The organism is Streptomyces sp. NRRL F-5755 (assembly GCF_001279365.1).
In the GTDB taxonomy this organism is placed as follows: Bacteria; Actinomycetota; Actinomycetes; order Streptomycetales; family Streptomycetaceae; genus Streptomyces; species Streptomyces rimosus.
Window position 1 is genome coordinate 1 of sequence record NZ_LGCW01000043.1, and the last position, 19,883, is coordinate 19,883.

17 protein-coding genes and 1 pseudogene are annotated in these 19,883 nt (G+C 72.1%); 15 read left to right on the forward strand and 3 right to left on the reverse strand.

The features are described from left to right. Positions 1-30: 30 nt before the first annotated feature. From ADK86_RS07380 to ADK86_RS07405, 6 genes are all read left to right on the forward strand, one after another. Positions 31-399 (forward strand): DUF488 domain-containing protein, encoded by a 369-nt coding sequence (locus tag ADK86_RS07380; RefSeq protein ID WP_053695855.1) that lies wholly within the window; start codon positions 31-33, stop codon positions 397-399. A 112-nt stretch (positions 400-511) separates the two neighbouring features. Further along, on the forward strand, positions 512-1,705 hold the full coding sequence (locus ADK86_RS07385) for an argininosuccinate synthase (RefSeq protein WP_053695856.1): 1,194 nt from the start codon (positions 512-514) through the stop codon (positions 1,703-1,705). A gap of 98 nt (positions 1,706-1,803) precedes the next feature. After that, positions 1,804-3,231, forward strand: coding sequence for an argininosuccinate lyase (gene argH / locus ADK86_RS07390; RefSeq protein ID WP_053695857.1), 1,428 nt, complete (start codon positions 1,804-1,806; stop codon positions 3,229-3,231). 140 nt (positions 3,232-3,371) lie between these two features. Further along, positions 3,372-3,923, forward strand: coding sequence for a TetR/AcrR family transcriptional regulator (locus ADK86_RS07395; protein ID WP_053695858.1), 552 nt, complete (start codon positions 3,372-3,374; stop codon positions 3,921-3,923). Continuing rightward, positions 3,920-5,506, forward strand: a complete 1,587-nt coding sequence (locus ADK86_RS07400; RefSeq protein ID WP_053695859.1) for an MFS transporter — start codon at positions 3,920-3,922, stop codon at positions 5,504-5,506. Before ADK86_RS07395 ends, ADK86_RS07400 begins: the two co-directional genes overlap by 4 nt. A 173-nt stretch (positions 5,507-5,679) precedes the next feature. After that, positions 5,680-7,611 (forward strand): bifunctional metallophosphatase/5'-nucleotidase, encoded by a 1,932-nt coding sequence (locus ADK86_RS07405; RefSeq protein ID WP_234345754.1) that lies wholly within the window; start codon positions 5,680-5,682, stop codon positions 7,609-7,611. An 82-nt stretch (positions 7,612-7,693) separates the two neighbouring features. On the opposite strand, the gene ADK86_RS07410 is transcribed toward ADK86_RS07405, so the two are convergent. Continuing rightward, positions 7,694-8,362, reverse strand: coding sequence for a lysophospholipid acyltransferase family protein (locus ADK86_RS07410; RefSeq protein ID WP_030603798.1), 669 nt, complete (start codon positions 8,360-8,362; stop codon positions 7,694-7,696). Positions 8,363-8,613: 251 nt separating this feature from the next. Between ADK86_RS07410 and ADK86_RS07415 the strand changes: the two genes are divergently transcribed. Continuing rightward, positions 8,614-9,762, forward strand: coding sequence for a glycerophosphodiester phosphodiesterase (locus ADK86_RS07415; protein WP_053695861.1), 1,149 nt, complete (start codon positions 8,614-8,616; stop codon positions 9,760-9,762). Between the two features lie 319 nt (positions 9,763-10,081). Then, positions 10,082-10,600 carry a GNAT family N-acetyltransferase gene (locus ADK86_RS07420; RefSeq protein WP_053695862.1) on the forward strand — a complete coding sequence of 173 codons (519 nt, stop codon included), beginning with the start codon at positions 10,082-10,084 and terminating at the stop codon, positions 10,598-10,600. A gap of 40 nt (positions 10,601-10,640) precedes the next feature. On the opposite strand, the gene ADK86_RS07425 is transcribed toward ADK86_RS07420, so the two are convergent. Both ADK86_RS07425 and ADK86_RS07430 read right to left on the reverse strand, forming a co-directional pair. Beyond that, the gene (locus ADK86_RS07425) at positions 10,641-11,084 is read right to left on the reverse strand and encodes a hypothetical protein (protein WP_053695863.1); all 444 of its coding nucleotides are present in this window, start codon (positions 11,082-11,084) and stop codon (positions 10,641-10,643) included. Further along, positions 11,077-11,445, reverse strand: a complete 369-nt coding sequence (locus tag ADK86_RS07430) for a hypothetical protein (RefSeq protein WP_003982544.1) — start codon at positions 11,443-11,445, stop codon at positions 11,077-11,079. Before ADK86_RS07430 ends, ADK86_RS07425 begins: the two co-directional genes overlap by 8 nt. Before the next feature lie 159 nt (positions 11,446-11,604). Here ADK86_RS07430 and ADK86_RS07435 point away from each other — a divergent pair, with 159 nt between their 5' ends. The 7 genes and pseudogenes from ADK86_RS07435 to ADK86_RS07465 form a co-directional block, all read left to right on the forward strand. Next, complete coding sequence (locus ADK86_RS07435) at positions 11,605-12,252, forward strand: HAD family hydrolase (RefSeq protein WP_053695864.1); 648 nt, start codon at positions 11,605-11,607, stop codon at positions 12,250-12,252. A gap of 387 nt (positions 12,253-12,639) precedes the next feature. Then, positions 12,640-13,701 (forward strand): methionine ABC transporter ATP-binding protein, encoded by a 1,062-nt coding sequence (locus ADK86_RS07440; protein ID WP_030603788.1) that lies wholly within the window; start codon positions 12,640-12,642, stop codon positions 13,699-13,701. After that, entirely contained in the window at positions 13,698-14,468 is a 771-nt protein-coding gene (locus ADK86_RS07445; RefSeq protein ID WP_053695865.1) for a methionine ABC transporter permease, read from the forward strand. Before ADK86_RS07440 ends, ADK86_RS07445 begins: the two co-directional genes overlap by 4 nt. Positions 14,469-14,573: 105 nt before the next feature. Next, complete coding sequence (locus ADK86_RS07450) at positions 14,574-15,434, forward strand: MetQ/NlpA family ABC transporter substrate-binding protein (RefSeq protein ID WP_053695866.1); 861 nt, start codon at positions 14,574-14,576, stop codon at positions 15,432-15,434. 188 nt (positions 15,435-15,622) lie between these two features. Then, positions 15,623-16,258 carry a GNAT family N-acetyltransferase gene (locus tag ADK86_RS07455; RefSeq protein ID WP_030603784.1) on the forward strand — a complete coding sequence of 212 codons (636 nt, stop codon included), beginning with the start codon at positions 15,623-15,625 and terminating at the stop codon, positions 16,256-16,258. Positions 16,259-16,486: 228 nt separating this feature from the next. Beyond that, the gene (cbiE, locus tag ADK86_RS07460) at positions 16,487-17,701 is read left to right on the forward strand and encodes a precorrin-6y C5,15-methyltransferase (decarboxylating) subunit CbiE (protein WP_053695867.1); all 1,215 of its coding nucleotides are present in this window, start codon (positions 16,487-16,489) and stop codon (positions 17,699-17,701) included. Between the two features lie 238 nt (positions 17,702-17,939). Beyond that, positions 17,940-19,883 (forward strand): annotated as a pseudogene (locus ADK86_RS07465) (5,6-dimethylbenzimidazole synthase); the annotation flags it as partial.

Genomic DNA, 19,883 nt, shown 5'->3' on the forward strand with positions numbered 1-19,883 from the left:
GGGTGGGGGTGTGCGTGGTTGCATGGCGGTATGGGTGATCAGCGCGGAGAGATCCGGCAGCGCCGGGTGTACGAGAAGCCGGAGGCGGCGGACGGTACGCGGGTGCTCGTCGACCGGCTGTGGCCCCGGGGGGTGGCGAAGGAGGCCGCTCACCTGGACGAGTGGTGCAAGGACGTGGCGCCTTCCAAGGAGCTGCGTACCTGGTACGGGCACCGGGCCGAGCGGTATGCCGAATTCGCCGAGCGGTACCGGCACGAGCTGGCCGTATCGCCGGCCCGGGAGGCGCTGGGGCGGCTGCGGGAGTATGCGGCGGCCGGGCCGCTGACCCTGCTGACCGCGACCAAGAGTGTTGAGGAGAGCCATCTGACGGTGTTGGTCGAGGTGCTGGAGGGGGAGTAGGGGGAGCGAGGGCGGGGTCGGGGGCGGCGTTCGGGTGAAGTGCGTTGACGAATCATGCGGTGGAGTGCATAGTTATGCCTATCAGTGAATGCACCGCCGTAAGGAGAACCCCGTGACCGAGCGCGTCGTACTCGCCTACTCGGGCGGTCTGGACACCTCCGTCGCCATCGGCTGGATCGCCGAGGAGACGGGCGCCGAGGTCATCGCCGTGGCTGTGGATGTCGGCCAGGGCGGTGAGGACCTGGATGTCATCCGTAAGCGCGCGCTCGCCTGCGGTGCGGTCGAGGCCGAGGTCGCGGACGCCAAGGACGAGTTCGCCGATGAGTACTGCCTGCCGGCGATCAAGGCGAACGCCTTGTACATGGACCGGTACCCGCTGGTCTCCGCGCTGTCGCGGCCCACGATCGTCAAGCACCTGGTCGCCGCCGCCCGGAAGCACGGCGCCACCACCGTCGCGCACGGCTGCACCGGCAAGGGGAACGATCAGGTGCGGTTCGAGGCGGGGATCTCCTCGCTGGCGCCTGATCTGCGGTGCATCGCTCCGGTCCGGGACTACGCGATGACCCGGGACAAGGCGATCGCGTTCTGCGAGAGCAAGAACCTGCCGATCGCGACGACCAAGAAGTCGCCGTACTCGATCGACCAGAACGTCTTCGGGCGGGCCGTGGAGACCGGCTTCCTGGAGGACATCTGGAACGCGCCGATCGAGGACGTGTACGACTACACGGCCGATCCGTCGGTGCCGCGCGAGGCCGACGAGGTGGTCATCACGTTCGAGGCCGGCGTGCCGGTTGCCGTCGACGGCCGGCCCGTGTCGGTACTCCAAGCCATTCAGCAGCTCAACGAGCGGGCCGGTGCGCAGGGCGTCGGGCGGATCGACATGGTCGAGGACCGGCTGGTCGGCATCAAGTCCCGCGAGATCTACGAGGCACCCGGCGCCATCGCGCTGATCACCGCCCACCAGGAGCTGGAGAACGTCACCGTCGAGCGCGAGCTGGCCCGCTACAAGCGGCAGGTCGAGCAGCGGTGGGGCGAGCTGGTCTACGACGGTCTGTGGTTCTCGCCGCTGAAGCGGGCGCTGGACGGGTTCATCGAGGAGGCGAACCGGGCGGTGTCCGGCGACATCCGGATGACGCTGCACGGCGGGCGCGCGGTGGTCACCGGGCGGCGGTCCGGGCAGTCGCTGTACGACTTCAACCTCGCGACCTACGACACGGGCGACACCTTCGACCAGTCGCTCTCCAAGGGCTTCATCGAGATCTTCGGGATGTCCTCGAAGATCGCCGCCAAGCGGGACCTGGCGTAGGGCCGGGCCCGTCCGACACTCCGTCCCCGGGGCCGGTCCGTCCGGCCGCCGGGAGCCGGACCGTACATCTCACCTCACCATCCACGAGGAGCTAGCAAGTGAGCAGCAACAGCGGTGACGTCCGGCTCTGGGGCGGGCGGTTCGCCGACGGGCCCGCCGAGGCCCTGGCGAAGCTGTCCGCGTCCGTGCACTTCGACTGGCGGCTGGCGCCGTACGACATCGCCGGTTCCCGTGCGCACGCCCGCGTCCTGAAGAAGGCGGGGCTGCTCACCGAGGACGAGCTGACGCGGATGCTCGCGGGGCTGGACCGGCTGGAGGCCGATGTGGCCGACGGCAGCTTCACCGGCACCATCGCCGACGAGGACGTGCACACCGCGCTGGAGCGGGGCCTGCTGGAGCGGCTCGGCCCGGACCTCGGGGGCAAGCTGCGGGCCGGGCGGTCCCGTAACGACCAGGTCGCCACGCTCTTCCGGATGTATCTGCGCGACCACGCGCGGATCATCGGCGGGCTGATCGCGGACCTCCAGGAGGCGCTGGTCGGCCTCGCGGAAGCGCACCCGGACGTCGCGATGCCGGGCCGTACGCACCTCCAGCACGCACAGCCGGTGCTGTTCGCGCACCACGTCCTCGCGCACGTCCAGGCGATGTCGCGGAACGCGGAGCGGCTGCGGCAGTGGGACGCGCGGACGGCTGTCTCGCCGTACGGGTCGGGGGCGCTGGCCGGGTCCTCGCTGGGCCTGGACCCGGAGGCGGTCGCCGCCGACCTCGGGTTCGAGGGCGGCAGCGCGGCCAACTCCATCGACGGGACGGCGTCGCGGGACTTCGTCGCCGAGTTCGCCTTCATCACGGCGATGATCGGCGTGGACCTGTCCCGGATCGCCGAGGAGGTCATCCTCTGGAACACGAAGGAGTTCTCCTTCGTGACCCTGCACGACGCCTTCTCCACCGGCTCCTCGATCATGCCGCAGAAGAAGAACCCGGACATCGCCGAGCTGGCTCGCGGCAAGTCCGGCCGGCTGATCGGCAACCTCACCGGCCTGCTGGCGACGCTGAAGGCGCTGCCGCTCGCGTACAACCGGGACCTCCAGGAGGACAAGGAGCCGGTCTTCGACTCCTGTGACCAGCTGGAGATCCTGCTGCCGGCGTTCACCGGGATGATGGCCACGCTGACCGTCAACCGGGAGCGGATGGAAGAGCTGGCCCCGGCCGGTTTCTCGCTCGCCACGGACATCGCCGAGTGGCTGGTGCGGCAGGGCGTGCCGTTCCGGGTCGCGCACGAGGTCGCGGGGGAGTGCGTCAAGGAGTGCGAGCGGCACGGCATCGAGCTGGACGAGCTGAGCGACGAGCAGTTCGCCGCGATCTCGCCGCATCTGACGCCCGAGGTGCGGACGGTGCTGAACGTGCCGGGCGCGCTCGCCTCGCGCAGCGGCCGGGGCGGCACGGCCCCGTCCGCCGTCGCCGTCCAGCTGGCCGAGGTCAGGACGGACCTGGCGACGCAGCGGGCGTGGGCGGACGCCAAGAGCTGATCAGGCGCCTTCGAGCCCCGGCTCCCTCGCGGTGGGCGAGGGGGCCGGGGCTGCTTTTTGCGTGCGCGGGCCCTCCTCATGCGTGAGACTCACATGCCGCTTGTGAGACATTGATGTCTCATTCGGTTATCCTGTGTCTCATGGCCGTAGACCGAGAACACGTACTCAAAGAGGCCGCCGGCCTGCTCACCCGTAAGGCGACCGCCGGGATGGACGAGATCGCGCGGGCCGCGGGGATCAGCCGGGCGACCCTCCACCGGCACTTCGCGGGCCGCGACGCCCTGATCGAAGCGCTGGAGGAACTGGGCATCCGGCAGTTCACCGAGGCGCTGGACGCGGCCCGGCTCGACGAGGACGACGCGGTCACCGCGCTGCGCCGGCTGATCGCCGAGTCCGAGCCGGTCGCCGGCTTCCTCGCCTTCCTCTACACCGAGAACCAGCTCTTCGAGGGCGAGGAGGTCAACGAGGGCTGGGACCGGCTCGACGCCCGTATCCACGCGCTGTTCCGGCGCGGACAGGAGGAGGGCGCCTTCCGTATCGACCTCACGCCCGTCTGGCTCACCGAGGCGCTGTACGGACTGATCGGCGCCGGCGCGTGGGCCGTGCACGAGGGGCGCGTGGCGTCCAAGGACCTCACCCATTCGATCTCCGAGCTGCTGCTCGGCGGCATCCGACGGAGCATGGAGAAATGAGCAAGCCCGCCAACGAGACCGCGGAGCACACCGGCGCCACCGCGGAGCACCAGCCGCGCCCCGGACGCTGGCTCGCGCTCGCCGTCCTGGTCCTCGCCGTCCTGCTGGTCGGCGTGGACGCCACCGTACTGGGCCTGGCCACCCCCTTCCTCAGCGAGGACCTGCGCCCCTCCGGCACGCAGCTGCTGTGGATCGGCGACGTCTACTCGTTCGTCATCGCCGGTCTGCTGGTCTCCATGGGCAGCCTCGGCGACCGCATCGGGCGCAAGAAGCTGCTGCTGACCGGCTCGGTCGTGTTCGGCGCCATGTCGGTGCTCGCCGCGTACGCCGGCAGCCCGGCCATGATGATCGTGGCGCGCGCCCTGCTGGGCGTGGCGGGCGCGACGCTGATGCCCTCCACCCTCGCCCTGATCCGCAACCTCTTCCACGACCCCAGGGAGCGCAGTCTCGCCATCGGCATCTGGGGCGCGATGGCCTCGGCGGGCGCCGCCGTCGGCCCGGTCCTCGGCGGTTTCCTGCTCGGCCACTTCTGGTGGGGCTCGGTCTTCCTGATCAACCTGCCGGTGATGGCGCTGCTGGTGCTCGTCGGTGCCAAGGTGCTGCCGGAGTCGCGCAACCCGGACCCGGGCCCGTGGGACCTGATCAGCGTGGGGCTGTCGCTGGTGGGCATGGTGGCGATCGTGTACGCGGTCAAGGAAGCGGCGGTGCACGGCATACGCTGGGACATCGCGGCGGCCGCCGTCCTCGGGGCGCTCGCGCTCATCACCTTCGTACGCCGTCAGCAGACCCTGGCCTCACCGCTGCTGGACATGCGGCTCTTCAAGAACCGCGGCTTCTCCGGCGCCGTACTGGCCGACCTGCTGACCATCCTGGGCCTGTCCGGACTGGTCTTCTTCCTCTCGCAGTTCCTCCAGATGGTGCAGCTGCGCTCGCCCCTCAACGCGGGCCTGGTGGAACTGCCGGCGGCGGTCGGTGCGGTGGGCGCGGGGCTCGCGGCCGGATACGTCGCGCGGCGGCTGTCCGTACGGCTCGTCGTCGCCGGCGGCCTGGGGGTGGTCGGGCTGGCCCTGGCCGGGTGCATTGGCCTGGGCCAGGACACCAGCACCTTCACGCTCGGCACGATCCTGTTCGTCGTCGGCATCGGCGCGGGCTTCGCGTTCACCGTCACCGCCGACGTGATCCTCTCCAGCGTGCCCAAGGAGCAGGCAGGCGCCGCTTCCGCGGTCTCGGAGACGGCGTACGAACTGGGCGCCGCCCTCGGCATCGCGCTGCTCGGCTCCATCGTCACCGGCATCTACCGGGGCTTCACCACTCCGGCAGGGGTGCCCGAGGCGTCCGCCGACGCGGCGCGGGAGTCGCTGGGCGGGGCCGTCGAGGCGTCCGGCACCCTCCCGGCCGACACCGGATCGAGCCTGCTCACGGCCGCCCAGCACGCGTTCGTCGACGGCCTGGACACGGCCGCCGGGGTGGGTGCCGCGGTGCTGCTCGCCGCCGCCTGTGCCGCGTGGTTCCTGCTGCGCGGCCAGCGGCTGGCGGACAGCCCCGCCGAGGCGGAGCCGGAGCAGGAGGCCGTGCGGGGCTGACCGCGGATGACCTCAAGGACCGGGCGGGGGGCGGTTGTTGTCCCCCGCCCGTTCACGTGCCGGTCGCCTCGTGTGGGCCGGGAGGCTCCCATGGCTCGTTTGACTCTCCAGTCGTTCCCCCGCACTCGGGCACTCTCAGGAGGGTGACGACCTTGGCAGAGCTCGGCAGACGCATGTTCCTCACCGCGGCGGGGGCCCTCGCCACCGTCACCGCGGTCGGCACCCACGCCTTCGCTTCCGGCCACGCGCGCGACGCGCGTACCGCGGACGAGTACGTGGACGTGCAACTGCTCAACATCACCGACCTCCACGGTTACCTCCAGGCGGCGCCGGCCAGCAACTCGGTCATTACCGGCGCAGGTGGCAAGAAGTACACCGTGGGCGGCGTGGCCTACATGGCCGCGCACCTCGAACGGCTGCGGGCGGGCCGTGCCAACTCGCTGTTCTTCGCCCCCGGCGACCTCTTCTCCGGCTGGGAGTTCCCGGCCGAGTCGCTCGCCGACGAGCCGACCATCGAGGCCCTGAACCGGATGGGCATGGACTTCGCGTCGGCCGGCAACCACGAGTTCGACAAGTCGCCCGCCTTCCTCTCGCAGCACATGGTGGACGGCATCTCGTACCCGACGGTCGACTGGGACAACTCCTTCGTCGACTCCGCCGGGCAGCGCTTCCACGGCGCCGACTTCGCCTACTACAGCGCCAACATGGTGTGGGCCAAGGACGGGCGCACGGTACTGCCGCCGTACAACATCGAGTGGGTGGACGCCGGGCGCGGCCGCCGCCTGCCGGTCGGCTTCATCCATCTGACCGTCCTCGGCAGCGAGTTGATGCCCGCCTCCTACCAGCCGGGGCTGCGCACCCTGGACCTGCTGGCCACCGCCAACCGCTGCGCCGCCGAGCTGAAGGCCCGCGGCGTCAACGCGATCGTGCTGAGCATGCACGACGGCGCGGTGGCCGGCGGCGACTTCAACAGCGGCACCAACCCCTCGGGTCCCGCCTACGAACTGGCGCTGCGCTGCTCGCCGGACATCGACGCCATCGTCTGCGGTCACTGGCACACCGCCTTCAACATGATGGTCCCGGACCCCGACGGGGTGCGCCGCCCGTTCGTCGAGGCCGGCTGCCACGGCCAGATCATCAACGAGATCAACCTCCGGCTGGACCCGGCCACCGGCAAGGTGATCCGCGAGCTGACCACGTCCACCAACCACCCCAACACCCGCGACGTGGCCCCGCACCCGGAGCTGGCTGAGGTCGTCAAGTACTGGGCGGGATACGGGACCCGGCGCGCCGCGGTCCCCCTCGGCAAGCAGACCGCCTCCTTCACCCGGACCCGCAACGAGGCGGGCGAGTCCACCATGGGCGACCTGGTGGCCGACTGGGCGCTGTGGGCCGGGCGGCAGCCGCAGGGCCCGATGAACGACGCGAACCTCGACCCGCCGGTCCCCGCCGACCTGGCCGTCATCGCCATCGCGCCGCGCCTCGGGCAGGCCATCATCGCCGGGGACCTGGTGTACGACGCGGCGACGGACGGCACGGTGGCGTTCGGCAAGGCGTGGAACGCGGTCGGCTTCGGCGACCCGATCGTCACCGCGACCGTCACCGGACAGCAGATCCACGACGCGCTGGAGCAGCAGTGGACCACGCCGGCCGGCGGCGGTCTGAAGTACGCGCCGCTGGCGGTCTCCGCCAACGTCCGCTACAGCTTCGACGCGACCGGCCCGGCGGGCAACCGGGTGGACCCGGCCGACGTGCTCATCGACGGCAGGCCGCTGGACGTCTCCCGCTCGTACCGGATCGCGGCACCCTCGTACACGCTGCTCAACCAGGACGGATACCCCGCCTTCACCGGCTTCGCCAAGCCTTTCCGGCACAACCGCGACTTCGAGAGCTTCGTCGCGTACGTCAAGGAGAGGGGGCGGATCGAGCCCGCGCCGCTGAACCGGGTGACGGTCAAGAACGGCGGCGTCACGGGTGCGCGTATCGGTGAGATCCACGCACCGGAGCGGCTGCGGAGCGCGGCCGGGGTCGTGCTGCCCCGCGCCGAGGCCGCGGCGCTGGCCGCCAACCGGCCCACGGCGGAGGGGTTCCGGGTTCCCTGCTGAGCCGTACGGCCTTCCGATACGCCAACGCGCCGGTCCCCGCCCGGAGTTCGGACGGGGACCGGCGCGTCGCGGTTGCGCCGGGTCAGGCCGCGCGGGCCTTGGTGGCGTACATGTCCACGTACTCCTGGCCGGACAGCCGCATCACGTCGCTCATCACCTCGTCGGTGACGGCGCGCAGCACGTAGCGGTCGCGGTCCATGCCCTCGTAGCGCGAGAAGTCCAGCGGCTCACCGAAGCGGCAGGTCACCGGCGCCAGGTGCGGACGGCCCTTGCCGCCGGGCTGCACCTTGTCGGTGCCGATCATCGCGAACGGCACGACGGGCGCGCCGGTCATCAGCGCGAGGCGGGCGATGCCCGTACGGCCGCGGTACAGACGGCCGTCGGGGGAGCGGGTGCCCTCGGGGTAGATGCCGAACGCGTGGCCCTCGTCGAGCACCCGGCGGCCGGTCATCAGCGCCGCGACGCCGCCGTGCCCGCCGTCCCGGTCCACCGGGATCATGCCGGCGGTGGTGAAGAACCAGGCCATCAGGCGGCCCTTGAGGCCCTTGCCCTTGACGTACTCGTCCTTGCCGATGAAGAACACCGGCCGCTTGACGATGAGGGTCAAGAACAGCGAGTCGATGAACGTGACGTGGTTGCCGGCCAGGATCACCGGTCCGCTGCCGGGAATGCGCTCCGCGCCCTCGACCTTCGGGCGGAACAGGACACGCATGACGAATCCGAGAAACGCCTTCAGCAGAATGCGGGACAACGGGCCCTCCGGTCGTGGGTGGTGTGCGGCGGCCGCCGCGGGCGTGCACGGGTATGCAGCCCTGGACGATACTCGTCGGCCGCGCTCGATCGCACATCGGGTTCATGGGACCGATACGCAGAGTTGACGCGGGTTTTCCGGGCGTTTCGGACCACGTCTCCCGTTCGAAAGGTGTACGTGCCTAGGATCGCCCCGACCCATTGACAGGTGCCGGACACCCTCACCGGTGCCCTGGAGCAAGGAGCGCGAACATGCAGGAACGGCAGCTGCCGGGACGCCGGACGGTACTGGGTGCGGCGGCCCTCGGCGCGGGCGCGGCGGTCTGGGGCACAACCGGTACGGCGAGTGCCGCGAGCTCCCGGGGGCGCGGCCACGGCGCGCACGGCGAGCTGCCCGTCCCGCTGATCGTGGGCCACCGCGGCGCCAGCGGCTACCGCCCCGAGCACACCTTCGGCTCCTACCAGCTCGCGCTGGACATGGGCGCGGACGTCATCGAACAGGACGTCGTGCCCACGAAGGACGGCCATCTCGTCTGCCGGCACGAGAACGACATCACGGCCACCACGGACGTCTCGGCGCACCCGGAGTTCGCCGACCGCAGGACGACGAAGACGGTCGACGGGGTCAAGCTCACCGGCTGGTTCACCGAGGACTTCACGCTCGCCGAGCTGAAGACCCTGCGGGCCAAGGAGCGCATTCCGGGCACCCGGCAGCACAACACCCTTTATGACGGCGTGTGGGACGTTCCGACCTTCGAGGAGGTCCTGAAGTGGGCCGACCGCGAGGGCCGCAAGCGGGGCCGCCGCATCTGGCTGCACATCGAGACCAAGCACCCCACCTACTTCCGCAAGCTGGGCCTCGGGCTGGAGGAACGTCTCGCCCGGCTGCTGCGCAAGTACGGGCGGCACCGGAAGAACTCGCCGAACTTCCTGCAGTCCTTCGAGCCCAGCAGCATCCAGCGGCTCGGCAAGCTCGTCGACTGCCCGAAGGTCGTCCTGCTGGGCACCCTCAAGGACCGCCCCTGGGACTTCGAGGTGGCCGGTGACCCGCGTACCACCGCCGACCTGGTCAAGCCCGCGGGCCTGAAGTGGATCGCCGGCTTCGCCGAGGGCATCGGCCCGGACCTGACCGTCATCCTCCCGCGCACCAAGGACGACAAGCTGGGCAAGCCCACCACCGTCGTCCGGGACGCGCACGCCGCCGGGCTGGTCCTGCACCCGTACACCGGGCGCAACGAGAACACCTTCCTGCCCGCGGACTTCCGCCGCGGCACCGACCCGGACGCGTACGGCGACGCGCTGGGCTACTTCAAGAAGTGCCTGGCCACCGGCATCGACGGCCTGTTCTCCGACAACTGCGACACGGCGCTGCTGGCCGCCGCGGAGTTCCGCAAGCACTGACGGCGCCCCGCCCTGAGACACCGCGCACCACCGGCGGGACCGGGCCGGCCCCAGCACCGGGACTTCTCATCTGAGTTGGGAATGTCACAGAGGAGCTTGGAGCCGGTCCGTTCCCGTTGTCAGGAATGCCTGCGCAGAATGCTCATGGCGGAGATTGCCGCCGCCCGAAACCGGGGAGTCCGGGAGGGGCGGCGTCGCTCACGCCACGACGGCGCCGTGCACCACACGGCTCCGTCAGTCAGGGCAACCGGTCCGGGCGCACCCTCACACCCTCTGCACGCCCGGCCGCACCGAACCGAATAAGGGGAGGCATACGCGCATGGGCATGAGCGTGACCATCTCGGCGGCGACCGACCAGGACGCCGAGCAGATCCTCAAACTCCAGTACCTCTGCTACCAGCCGGAGGCCGCGCTGTACGACGACTACTCGATCGAACCGCTCACCCAGACCCTGGATGACCTGCGTGCCGAACTGGGCGACGCCTGCGCGGTGGTGGCCCGGCTCGGCACGGAGGTCGTCGGGGCGGTACGCGGCACGGTCGACGCGGACGGCACGGCCGCCATCGGCAAGCTCATCGTCCACCCGCGCATGCAGCACCACGGCCTCGGCGGACGGCTGCTGGCCGCCGTCGAGGAGCGGCTGACCGCCGAACGCTCCGCCAAGCGCTACCGGCTCCTGACCGGGCACCGCAGCGAGGGCAATCTGCGCCTGTACCGCAGCCACGGCTACGCGCCCGTCGGCACCGAGCAGGTCAGCTCCCGGCTCAGCGTGATCACGCTGGAGAAGGAGGCGGCCGCGGCGGACGGCGCGCCGCAGACCTACGTGGCGAGCGCCTGACCGGCCGGAGCCGCGCGGCGGCGGCCCGCCGGGCAACGCGTCACGCCCGGCGGGCCCGCCGCAGCCACAGCAGTCCGGTCACCGGCAGGAAGACCGGGATGAAGAGGTAGCCCATCCCGAAGTCGGACCAGACGGTGGCGTCCGGGAAGGCCGAGCGGTCCACCAGCGTCCACGTACCGACGCCGAGCACACCGGCCAGCTCCAGCGCGCAGCACACGACCGCGGCCTTGCGGGCCCCCTCGCCGCCGCGCACCAGCGAGAACAGGATGAAGGCGTAGACCACCGCGGAGACCGCGGACAGGAGGTACGCCAGCGGCGCCCGGTCGAACTGGGCGATCAGCTGGTAGGCCGCGCGCGACGCGGCGGCGACGGTGAAGACGCCGTACAGCGCCACCAGCAGCCGGCCCGGGCCGGTGCCCAGGGAACGCCGCGCGCCGCCCGCCGCGGCCTCGGGGGTCCGGGACCCCGCGGATGTCTCAGGCATGGCCGCCTCCCCAGATGTCGAACAGCCGCACTTCCAGTACGGCCAGGACCACCGCGCCCGCCGCCACCGTGGCCGAGCCCCAGCGGGTGCGCTCCGAGAGCGACAGGAACCCGGTGGCCGGTACGCAGGCGGCGGCGCCGATCAGATAGGCGACGAAGATCGCCGTACCGTCCCGCGCCGTCTCGCCGCGGCCCAACTGCACCAAGCCCACGACCAGTTGCACCACGGCGAGCAGTGCGACCACGGCCATGCCGATGAAGTGCCAGTCCTTCGTCGGCTCGTCGCGGTACGCGGCGAAGCCGCACCAGGCGGCCAGGGCGAGGGCGGTCACGCCGATCGCGACCGTCAGCGCGTCGATCACCGGGACCTCCGCGCGGCGCGGGTGCGCGAGGTGGAGATATAGGGCATGAGGCGACTTTAATCGGCCCGCCGCCGCCCCAGGCGCGCGGCCCCGCCGGTCACCCCCGGTCACCGGTGGCCGGGGCGGCCGGTCACCCCCTGTCACGTACGCTGGCGCAGCATGAAGATCTCCGCAGCCGCGCTGCTTTTCGACAACGACGGGACGCTGGTCTCCTCCCTGGACTCGGTTCAGCGCTGCTGGACGCGGTGGGCCGAGGAGTACGGGATCACGGCCGAGGACTTCGCCCGGGTCGAGCTGCACGGGCGCCCCGCCGCCGAGATCATCGGCGATCTGCTGCCCGCCGCCCGTGTGCCCGAGGCGCTGGCCCGGATCGAGCAGCTGGAGTACGAGGACGTCGCGGGCGGTGTGCACGCGCTGCCCGGCACCCTCGCACTGCTTTCCCAGCTGCCGCCCGAGCGCTGGGCCGTGGTCACCTCCGCCACGGCCCGCCTGGCCGAGGCACGGCTCGCCGAGGCCGGTATCCGCCCGAAGACCCTGATAGCCGCCGACGACATCACCCGCGGCAAGCCCGACCCGGAGCCCTTCCTGCTGGCCGCCCGGCGGCTGGGCGTGGACCCGGCCCGCTGCGTGGTCTTCGAGGACGCGCCCGCAGGGCTCGCGTCCGGCCGCGCCGCCGGGATGACCACCGTGGCGTTGACCACAACACACCGGGCCGACGAGCTGTCCGCCGATGTGGTCGTCGGGGACCTGTCGGCGGTGTCCGTGCAGGCCACGCCGGACGGCCTGGAGATCACCACCGCGAGCTGACCCGCTGTCCAGGCATCGGTCGGGCCTGTCCGCCATCCGGACAGGCTTGATCGGTCCGTACGCCTGTCTGGTTTACTGGCGAACATGACCACGACGAGCAACCGCACCCCTGCGACCGAGGCGACCATGACGCCCGGTGCTCGTTGCATGTGTCGAATGTGTGACCGCTGAGGGCCCCCGCCGAGCCTCGCGCCCCGAAGCGAGACCCGCCGCCTTGCGCCGTGACCGCCGTACGCAGCCGTACGCCACGACCCCAGGCCGCCCCGCGTCACCGGAACCCGAAGCCGGGCCAGCACGCCCTCCGGGTCCCCCCTGCCGCACTTTTGCCATGAATGCCCCGTGCCCGGCGGACGAGCCGCCCGGCACACGACAGTGACGGAATTCCCTGTGATCACCACAACGGGCCTGACCAAGGTCTACCGCTCAGGAGACCGCGAAGTCACCGCCCTGGACGGCGTCGATCTGCACGTCCGCGAGGGCGAGGTGTACGGCGTCATCGGCCAGAGCGGCGCCGGCAAGTCCACCCTCATCCGCTGCGTCAACCTCCTGGAGCGCCCCACCTCCGGCACGGTCACCGTCGCCGGACAGGAGCTGACCGCGCTGGCCGGAAAGGGACAGCGCGCCAACGCGGAGCTGCGCGCCGCCCGCAGTCACATCGGGATGGTCTTCCAGCACTTCAACCTGCTGTCCTCGCGCACCGTCCAGGACAACATCGAGCTGCCGCTGGAGATCCTCAAGGTCGACCGCCGCGAGCGCTCCCGCAAGGCCCTGGAACTGCTCGACCTGGTCGGCCTCGCCGACAAGGCCAAGGCGTACCCCGCCCAGCTCTCCGGCGGCCAGAAGCAGCGCGTCGGCATCGCCCGCGCCCTGGCCGGCGACCCCAAGGTGCTGCTCTCCGACGAGGCCACCAGCGCCCTGGACCCGGAGACCACCCGCTCCATCCTCCAGCTGCTGCGCGACCTCAACCGCCAGCTCGGCCTGACCGTGCTGCTCATCACGCACGAGATGGACGTCGTCAAGACGATCTGCGACTCGGCCGCGCTGATGAAGAAGGGCCGCGTCGTCGAGCAGGGCACCGTCGCCGAACTGCTCGCCACCCCCGGCTCCGAGCTGGCCCGCGAACTGTTCCCGGTCGGCGGCGAGCCCTCGGGCCCGGACCGCACCGTGGTGGACGTCACCTTCCACGGCGAGGCCGCCACCCGCCCGGTGATCTCCGAGCTGTCCCGTACGTACAACGTGGACATCTCCATCCTCGGCGCCGCGATGGACACCGTCGGCGGCAAGCAGATCGGCCGGATGCGCATCGAGCTGCCCGGCCGCTTCGAGGACAACGTCGTGCCCATCGGCTTCCTGCGCGAGCAGGGCCTCCAGGTGGACGTGGCCGGCGACCCGGCCGACCCCGCGACGACGGCGCCCGCCGGCGCGCTGGTGAAGGAAGGTGCCAAGTGACCTGGTCGCAGATGCAGCCGCTGCTGTACAACAACACGCTCGACACGCTCTTCATGGTGTGGTGGTCGACGTTCTACGCCGTCCTGATCGGCATTCCGCTCGGCGTCCTGCTGATCCTGACCGACCGCGGCGGCGTCCTGCAGAACGTCGTGGTCAACAAGATCATCGGCGCGGTGGTGAACATCGGCCGGTCCTTCCCCTTCCTGATCCTGATGGTCGCGCTGATCCCCTTCACGCGCCTGGTCGTCGGCGTCTCCATCGGCCCCACCGGTGCGGTCGTGCCCCTGGTCATCGCCGCCATCCCGTTCTTCGCCCGGCTGGTCGAGGCCGCGCTGCGCGAGGTCGACCACGGCCTGGTCGAGGCCGTCCAGTCGATGGGCGGCGGCACCTGGACCATCGTCTTCAAGGTGCTGCTGCCGCAGGCCCTGCCCGCCCTGGTCGCGGCCGTCACCACCACCGTCATCACGCTGATCGGCTACTCCGCCATCGCCGGCGCGGTCGGCGGTGGCGGGCTGGGCAACCTGGCCTACACCTACGGCTACCTCCAGTACGAGACCAACCTGATGGTGATCACCATCGTGCTGCTGATCGTCCTGGTCATCGCCGTCCAGCTGCTCGGCGACCTGATCGTGCGCCGCCTGGCCGCCCGCGGCAGCCGCGGCTCCTCCTCCGTACGCGTCGGACTGCGCAAGGCGCCCGTCCCCGCCGCCGACGGAGCCCCCGCCGCCGCCACCGCCGACGCCCCCAAGGAGCGCGTCAGCGCCTGAGACCGGGTCCGCACCGGACCCTCTTGAGCCCGGACCCTTTGCCGGGCGCACCCGCGCGGGACCGCCGGTCCCGCGCGTCCGAGAAACGAGATAGGGGCACTCTTCGTGCGTACCACCCGCAACATCACCGTGGCCGCCCTGGCCGCGGCAGCCGTCGCCCTCGGCGCGAGCGCCTGCAGCGCGCCCTCCGACGTCTCCTCCTCCGGCGGCAAGAAGGCGGACAGCAGCGCACCGCTGACCGTCGCCGCCAGCCCGACCCCGCACGGCGCGATCCTGAACTTCGTCAAGGACAAGCTCGCGGCGAAGGAGGGCCTGACGCTGGAGGTCCGGGAGTTCAACGACTACAACCTGCCGAACAAGGTCACCGAGGACGGCCAGGTCGACGCGAACTTCTTCCAGCACAAGCCGTTCCTGGACACCTACAACCAGAAGAACGGCACCCACATCGTGCCGGTCGTCAATGTCGCGATCGAGCCGCTGGGCGTGTACTCGAAGAAGGTCAAGAAGCTCTCCGAGCTGACCGCCGGCAACACCGTCTCCGTCCCGAACGACCCGTCCAACGAGGGCCGCGCGCTCAAGCTGCTCGCCGACAACGGCGTCATCACCCTCAAGAAGGGCGTCGGCTCCGATGCGAAGCTGACCGACGTCGAGGACAACAAGGGCATCAAGCTCACCGAGCTGGAGGCCGGCCAGATCGCGCCGCGCCTGGCCGACGTGGACGCCGCCGTGATCAACGGCAACTTCGCCATCGGCGCCCAGCTCAAGCCCTCCACCGACGCGCTGGCCCTGGAGAAGGCGGAGAACAACCCGTACGCCAACTTCCTGGCGGTCAAGAAGGGCAACGAGGACGACCCGCGGGTCGAGAAGCTGGCGAAGTTGCTGAACTCGCCCGAGGTCAAGAAGTTCATCGAGGACAAGTACAAGGACGGCTCGGTCATCCCGGCCTTCGGCACGCCCAAGAGCTGACCCCGTCCGCACCTGACGTCCGCGGCGGCGGGTGAGCCGTTCGACGACGGGCCCCGGCCGCGCATCGCGCCACCGGGGCCCGCGCGCGTGGCACATCTCCGGTCGGATGCTGCATGCTGGTGCACTCAAAGACGGTCAACCCGGCCCGAACTTCGGAGCAGCACGGTCAACGGCGTTGGAGCAGCGGCATGACATCCACCTTTCCGGACATCTCCATCAGCACGGATCGGTTGGTGCTTCGCCCGTTCGAAGAGGCCGACGTGCCCGCGCTCACGGAGATGATGAACGACGAGCTGACCACCGCCTGGACCGCGCTGCCGCACCCGTACACCAGCGACCTCGCCCGCGACTGGGCCACCCGCCGGGCCGGCGCGGTGCGCACCGAAGGCCGCGGCATCGCCCTCGCCGTCACCGAGTTCCTCACCCAGCGCCTGGTCGGCACCGTCCAGCTCGACCACACCGACTGGCGGGTGCTCAGCACCGAGATCGCCTACGTCACCGCGCCCTGGGCCCGCGGCGAGGGCTACGCCTGCGAATCGGTCCTGGCGGTCGCCCAGTGGCTCTTCAGGGACCAGAAGTTCGAGCGGGTGGAACTGCGCACCGCCGCCGACAACACCGCCGCCCAGCAGGTGGCCCAGAAGGTCGGCTGCATCAGCGAGGGCGTGCTGCGCAACGCCTGGATAGCCCGCTCGCGCACCGAGGACGGCGGCTGGACGGACATCCGTACGGACCTGATCGTATGGAGCCTGCTGCCCGAGGACCTCGACGGCGTGCCGGGCCGGATGGCCGACGCCAACGGCTTCGCCTATCCCGAGTGGAACTGAAGGCCCGCCCCCGGACCGCGGCCGTACGGTTTCGGCCGCGTCCGGCGCGGCCCGCGCGCGGTGGTCCGGACCTCTGCGGGTAGTCTCGGCCTGCCCGCCGGGCCCGGAGAGCGGCCGACCGCCGCCGTGCGCTCCGTCCGGCGCGTGCGCGGCGCGCTCCGCGGGCGCAGCCGTTCCGTACCGCCCAGTCCTGTTCCGTAGCAAGTCAAGCCCAGGAGACTGACGACGATGGCCGACCGGGTCACGGTGATCGGGTGGGACGGTTCGCCGTTGACCGCCGCCGCCCGCTCCGCCCTCGGCGCGGCGACGCTCGTGGCCGGCGCCGCCCACCACCTCACCCTGCCCGAAGTACCGCCGCACGCCGAACAGATCCGGCTGGGCAGCGTGGACCTGGCCGCCCGCCGCATCGCCCAGCACCGCGGCACCGCCGTGGTGCTCGCCGACGGCGACCCCGGCTTCTTCGGTGTCGTACGGACCCTGCGCGCGCCGGAACACGGCCTGGAGGTCGAGGTGGTGCCCGCCGTCTCGTCCGTCGCCGCGGCCTTCGCCCGCGCCGGCATGCCCTGGGACGACGCCCAGATCGTCGTCGCCCACAGCCGTGACCTGCGCCGGGCCGTGAACGTCTGCCGCGCGCACACCAAGGTCGCGGTCCTGACCGCACCCGGCGCCGGGCCCGCCGAACTCGCCCTGCTGCTGGACGGGGTGCACCGCACCTTCGTCATCTGCGAGGAACTGGGCACCGACCGCGAGCAGGTGACGGTCCTCACCTCCGACAAGGCCGCCGACCACGTCTGGCGCGACCCCAACGTCGTCATCGTCGTCGGCGGGGCCAGCGCCGCCGCCCAGGGCAGCGGCTGGATGGCGGGCCGGGACGTCGCCTACCCGTCGCCGCCGCGCGGCTGGGGGCTGCCCGCCCAGGCGTACGGCGGCGTTCTGGGCGAAGGGGAGTCCGTCCAGCTGCGCAGTGCCCAGCTGGCCTGCCTCGGGCCCCGGCCCGGCGACCTGGTCTGGGACATCGGCGCGGGCAGCGGCGCCGCCGCCGTCGAGGCCGCGCGCTTCGGGGCAGCCGTCATCGCGGTGGACGCCGACCCGGACGCCTGCGACCGCACCGCCGCGGTGGCCCGCCGGTACGGCGTCCAGCTCCAGGTCGTACAGGGCCACGCGCCCCAGGTGCTGGAGGACCTGCCGGAACCGGACGTCGTACGGGTCGGCGGCGGGGGAGCGGCCGTGATCACCGCCTGCGCCGCCCGCCGGCCGGAGCGCATCGTCGCGCACGCGGCCACCCGCGACGAGGCCGAGGCGATCGGACGGGCGCTGGCCGACGGCGGTTACGAGGCCGAGTGCGCGCTGCTGCAGTCCGTGGAACTGGACACCTCCGCCTGGGTCGAGCGGGAGCGGGCCGTCGTCTTCCTGCTCAGCGGCTATCGGGTTCCTCACCCGTGACCGGGCGCGGCCCCGGCGCGGGGTAGGCTGGCGGATCGTTGCGCCGCCGTCCCGCGTTCGGTTTCGTACGCCAATATCCGGAACATGCCGTGGTTTTGGCCGTAAATGAAGCTCTTGAGGGCGGACGTGCCGCGAGGCGCGCTCGCTCGTTCTAGCTATCGGGGCGGTCGGCGCGCCGCGGTGGAGCGCGTCGCACGAGCGGTTGGAAGGAGCACTACCAAATGGGCGAGGGGTACGCATGACCGACACCGGCCAGGTCCCGGGCGAGGGGCTGCCGGAGAACGCAGGCGGACAGCCCGGACAGCCGCAGCCGGCGGCCGTTCCCTCCCCTGCCGACGCCGGCCCGACACAGGCGCCGGGCACGCCCCAGGCTCCTGACACCTACACCTATCTCGACCCCGCCGACGCGGGCGCCGAGGACGACGACCTGCTGCTGATGCCGGGGGCCCAGGGCGCGTGGGGCAGCGAGCAGCAGCACCACCAGCCGGTGGCGCCGCCCCCGTTCCCGCAGCAGGCCCAGCCGCAGCAGGCGCCGCCCCAGCAGTCCGTGCCCGAGCAGGCGGGCCCGTACGACTCCGCGCCGCTCGGCGCCATGGGGTACGAGCCGCTGCCGCCCGAGGCCGGCGACCACGAGAGCGGTGGCCGTGACACCGGTTCGGTCGATGTGAGCGGCGTACGCGTCCCGCCGCCCGCCGCGCCCCAGACTCCCGCGCCGCCGCGCCGCCCGCTCCACATGGGCCCGCCGGTCCCCGACGCGGGCGGCGGCGTGGTCCGCTCGCTCGCCGACCGCGGCCCGGCCGGCGCGCCGCCGCGCGCCACCACCGCCCGGCCCGCGCCGGGCCCCGAGTACCTGGACGTCGAGGAGGGCGCGCCGCAGGCGGACACCTCCGGCGGCGCCCCCGCCGCGCAGCAGGCCGTCGCCGAGGAGTACGCGGCCCCCGGCGCGGCGCCGATGCCCGGACCGCAGCCCGGCGGGATCCCCGCCGAGGTGCCGTCGTGGGACAGCGCCCCGGCGCAGGCCGCCCCCGTGGCGCCGGTCGCCGCGGCAGCCGCCGGGCAGGCCGCTGCCGCCGTACCGACGGCTCCGGGTGCAGAAACGGTCGATCGCGGTGCTGAGGAGGCTGCGGTGGCTGATGTGACTGCTGAGGCGAGTGAGGTGCCCGAGCCCGAGGGTTCCGAGGCTGTGGTGGAGGGCGTGCCGTCCGAGGCGGTCGAGGCCCCGCCGCAGGTGGCCGAGGCCGCTCAGCAGGCGGAACAGGCCCAGGAGGCGGTCGCCGCCGGTACGGCCGAGGGCGCGCAGCCCGTGGAGGTGCCGCAGCCCATACAGGCCGCCGAGGAGGCACCGGCCGAGACGGCCGAGACGCCTGCGGCGGGGCAGGACGGGGCCGTGACCGCTGAGCAGGAGCAGGCCGCGCAGGAGGCGCCGGCGGAGGGCATGGCCGAGGCCGTGCCTGGTGCGGAGCAGGCTGTGGCGGAGGAGGCTGTTGTGGCCGAGCAGGGGCAGGGTGCTGTGGCTGACGCGGCTGTGGGCGACGTGGCTGCGGCCGACGCGCCTGCGGGCGATGTGGCGCAGGACGCCGTGGTTCAGGCTGAGCAGGCTCAGGGCGAGCAGGGGCAGGAGCAGCAGGTCGGGGCGGCGGAGCCGTCCGAGGCCGCAGCGGCTGCGGAGGCCGCTCCGGTCGCCGAGGCCGCCCCGGTCGCCGACGCGCAGGCCCCGGCCGGGGACGCTGTTCCCGCTGACGCCGCCGCCGTCGCCGCCGCCGAGCAGGCCGTAGCCTCGCAGCCGGAGCAGGCCGCTGTCTCCGAGGGCGCCCAGCAGCCCGTAGGCCCTGAGCAGCCCGCGGATGCCCAGAACACCCCTGAGGCCGAGAACGCCCAGCCCGCCGAGGAGCCCGCCCAGATCCCCGAGCAGCCCGCTGCCCCGGCGGCTGAAGCCCCGGCGAACGACGCGCAGCCCGCGGCCGCAGACGGCTCCGCCGCCGGTCAGCCCGTCGTGGAGCAGGACGGCGCCTCGCTGGTCCAGCTCGGCGACGACCCGGACGCCCCGGTCGTCCTGGACGCGCAGGAAGTGCAGGCCCCCCAGAGCCCGCAGGACGCCCCCGCCGAAGCCACCCCGGAGCAGCCCGCCCCGGCCGCCACCGAGGCCGTACCGCCCCCTGAGGCCGTACCGTCCGCCGAGACC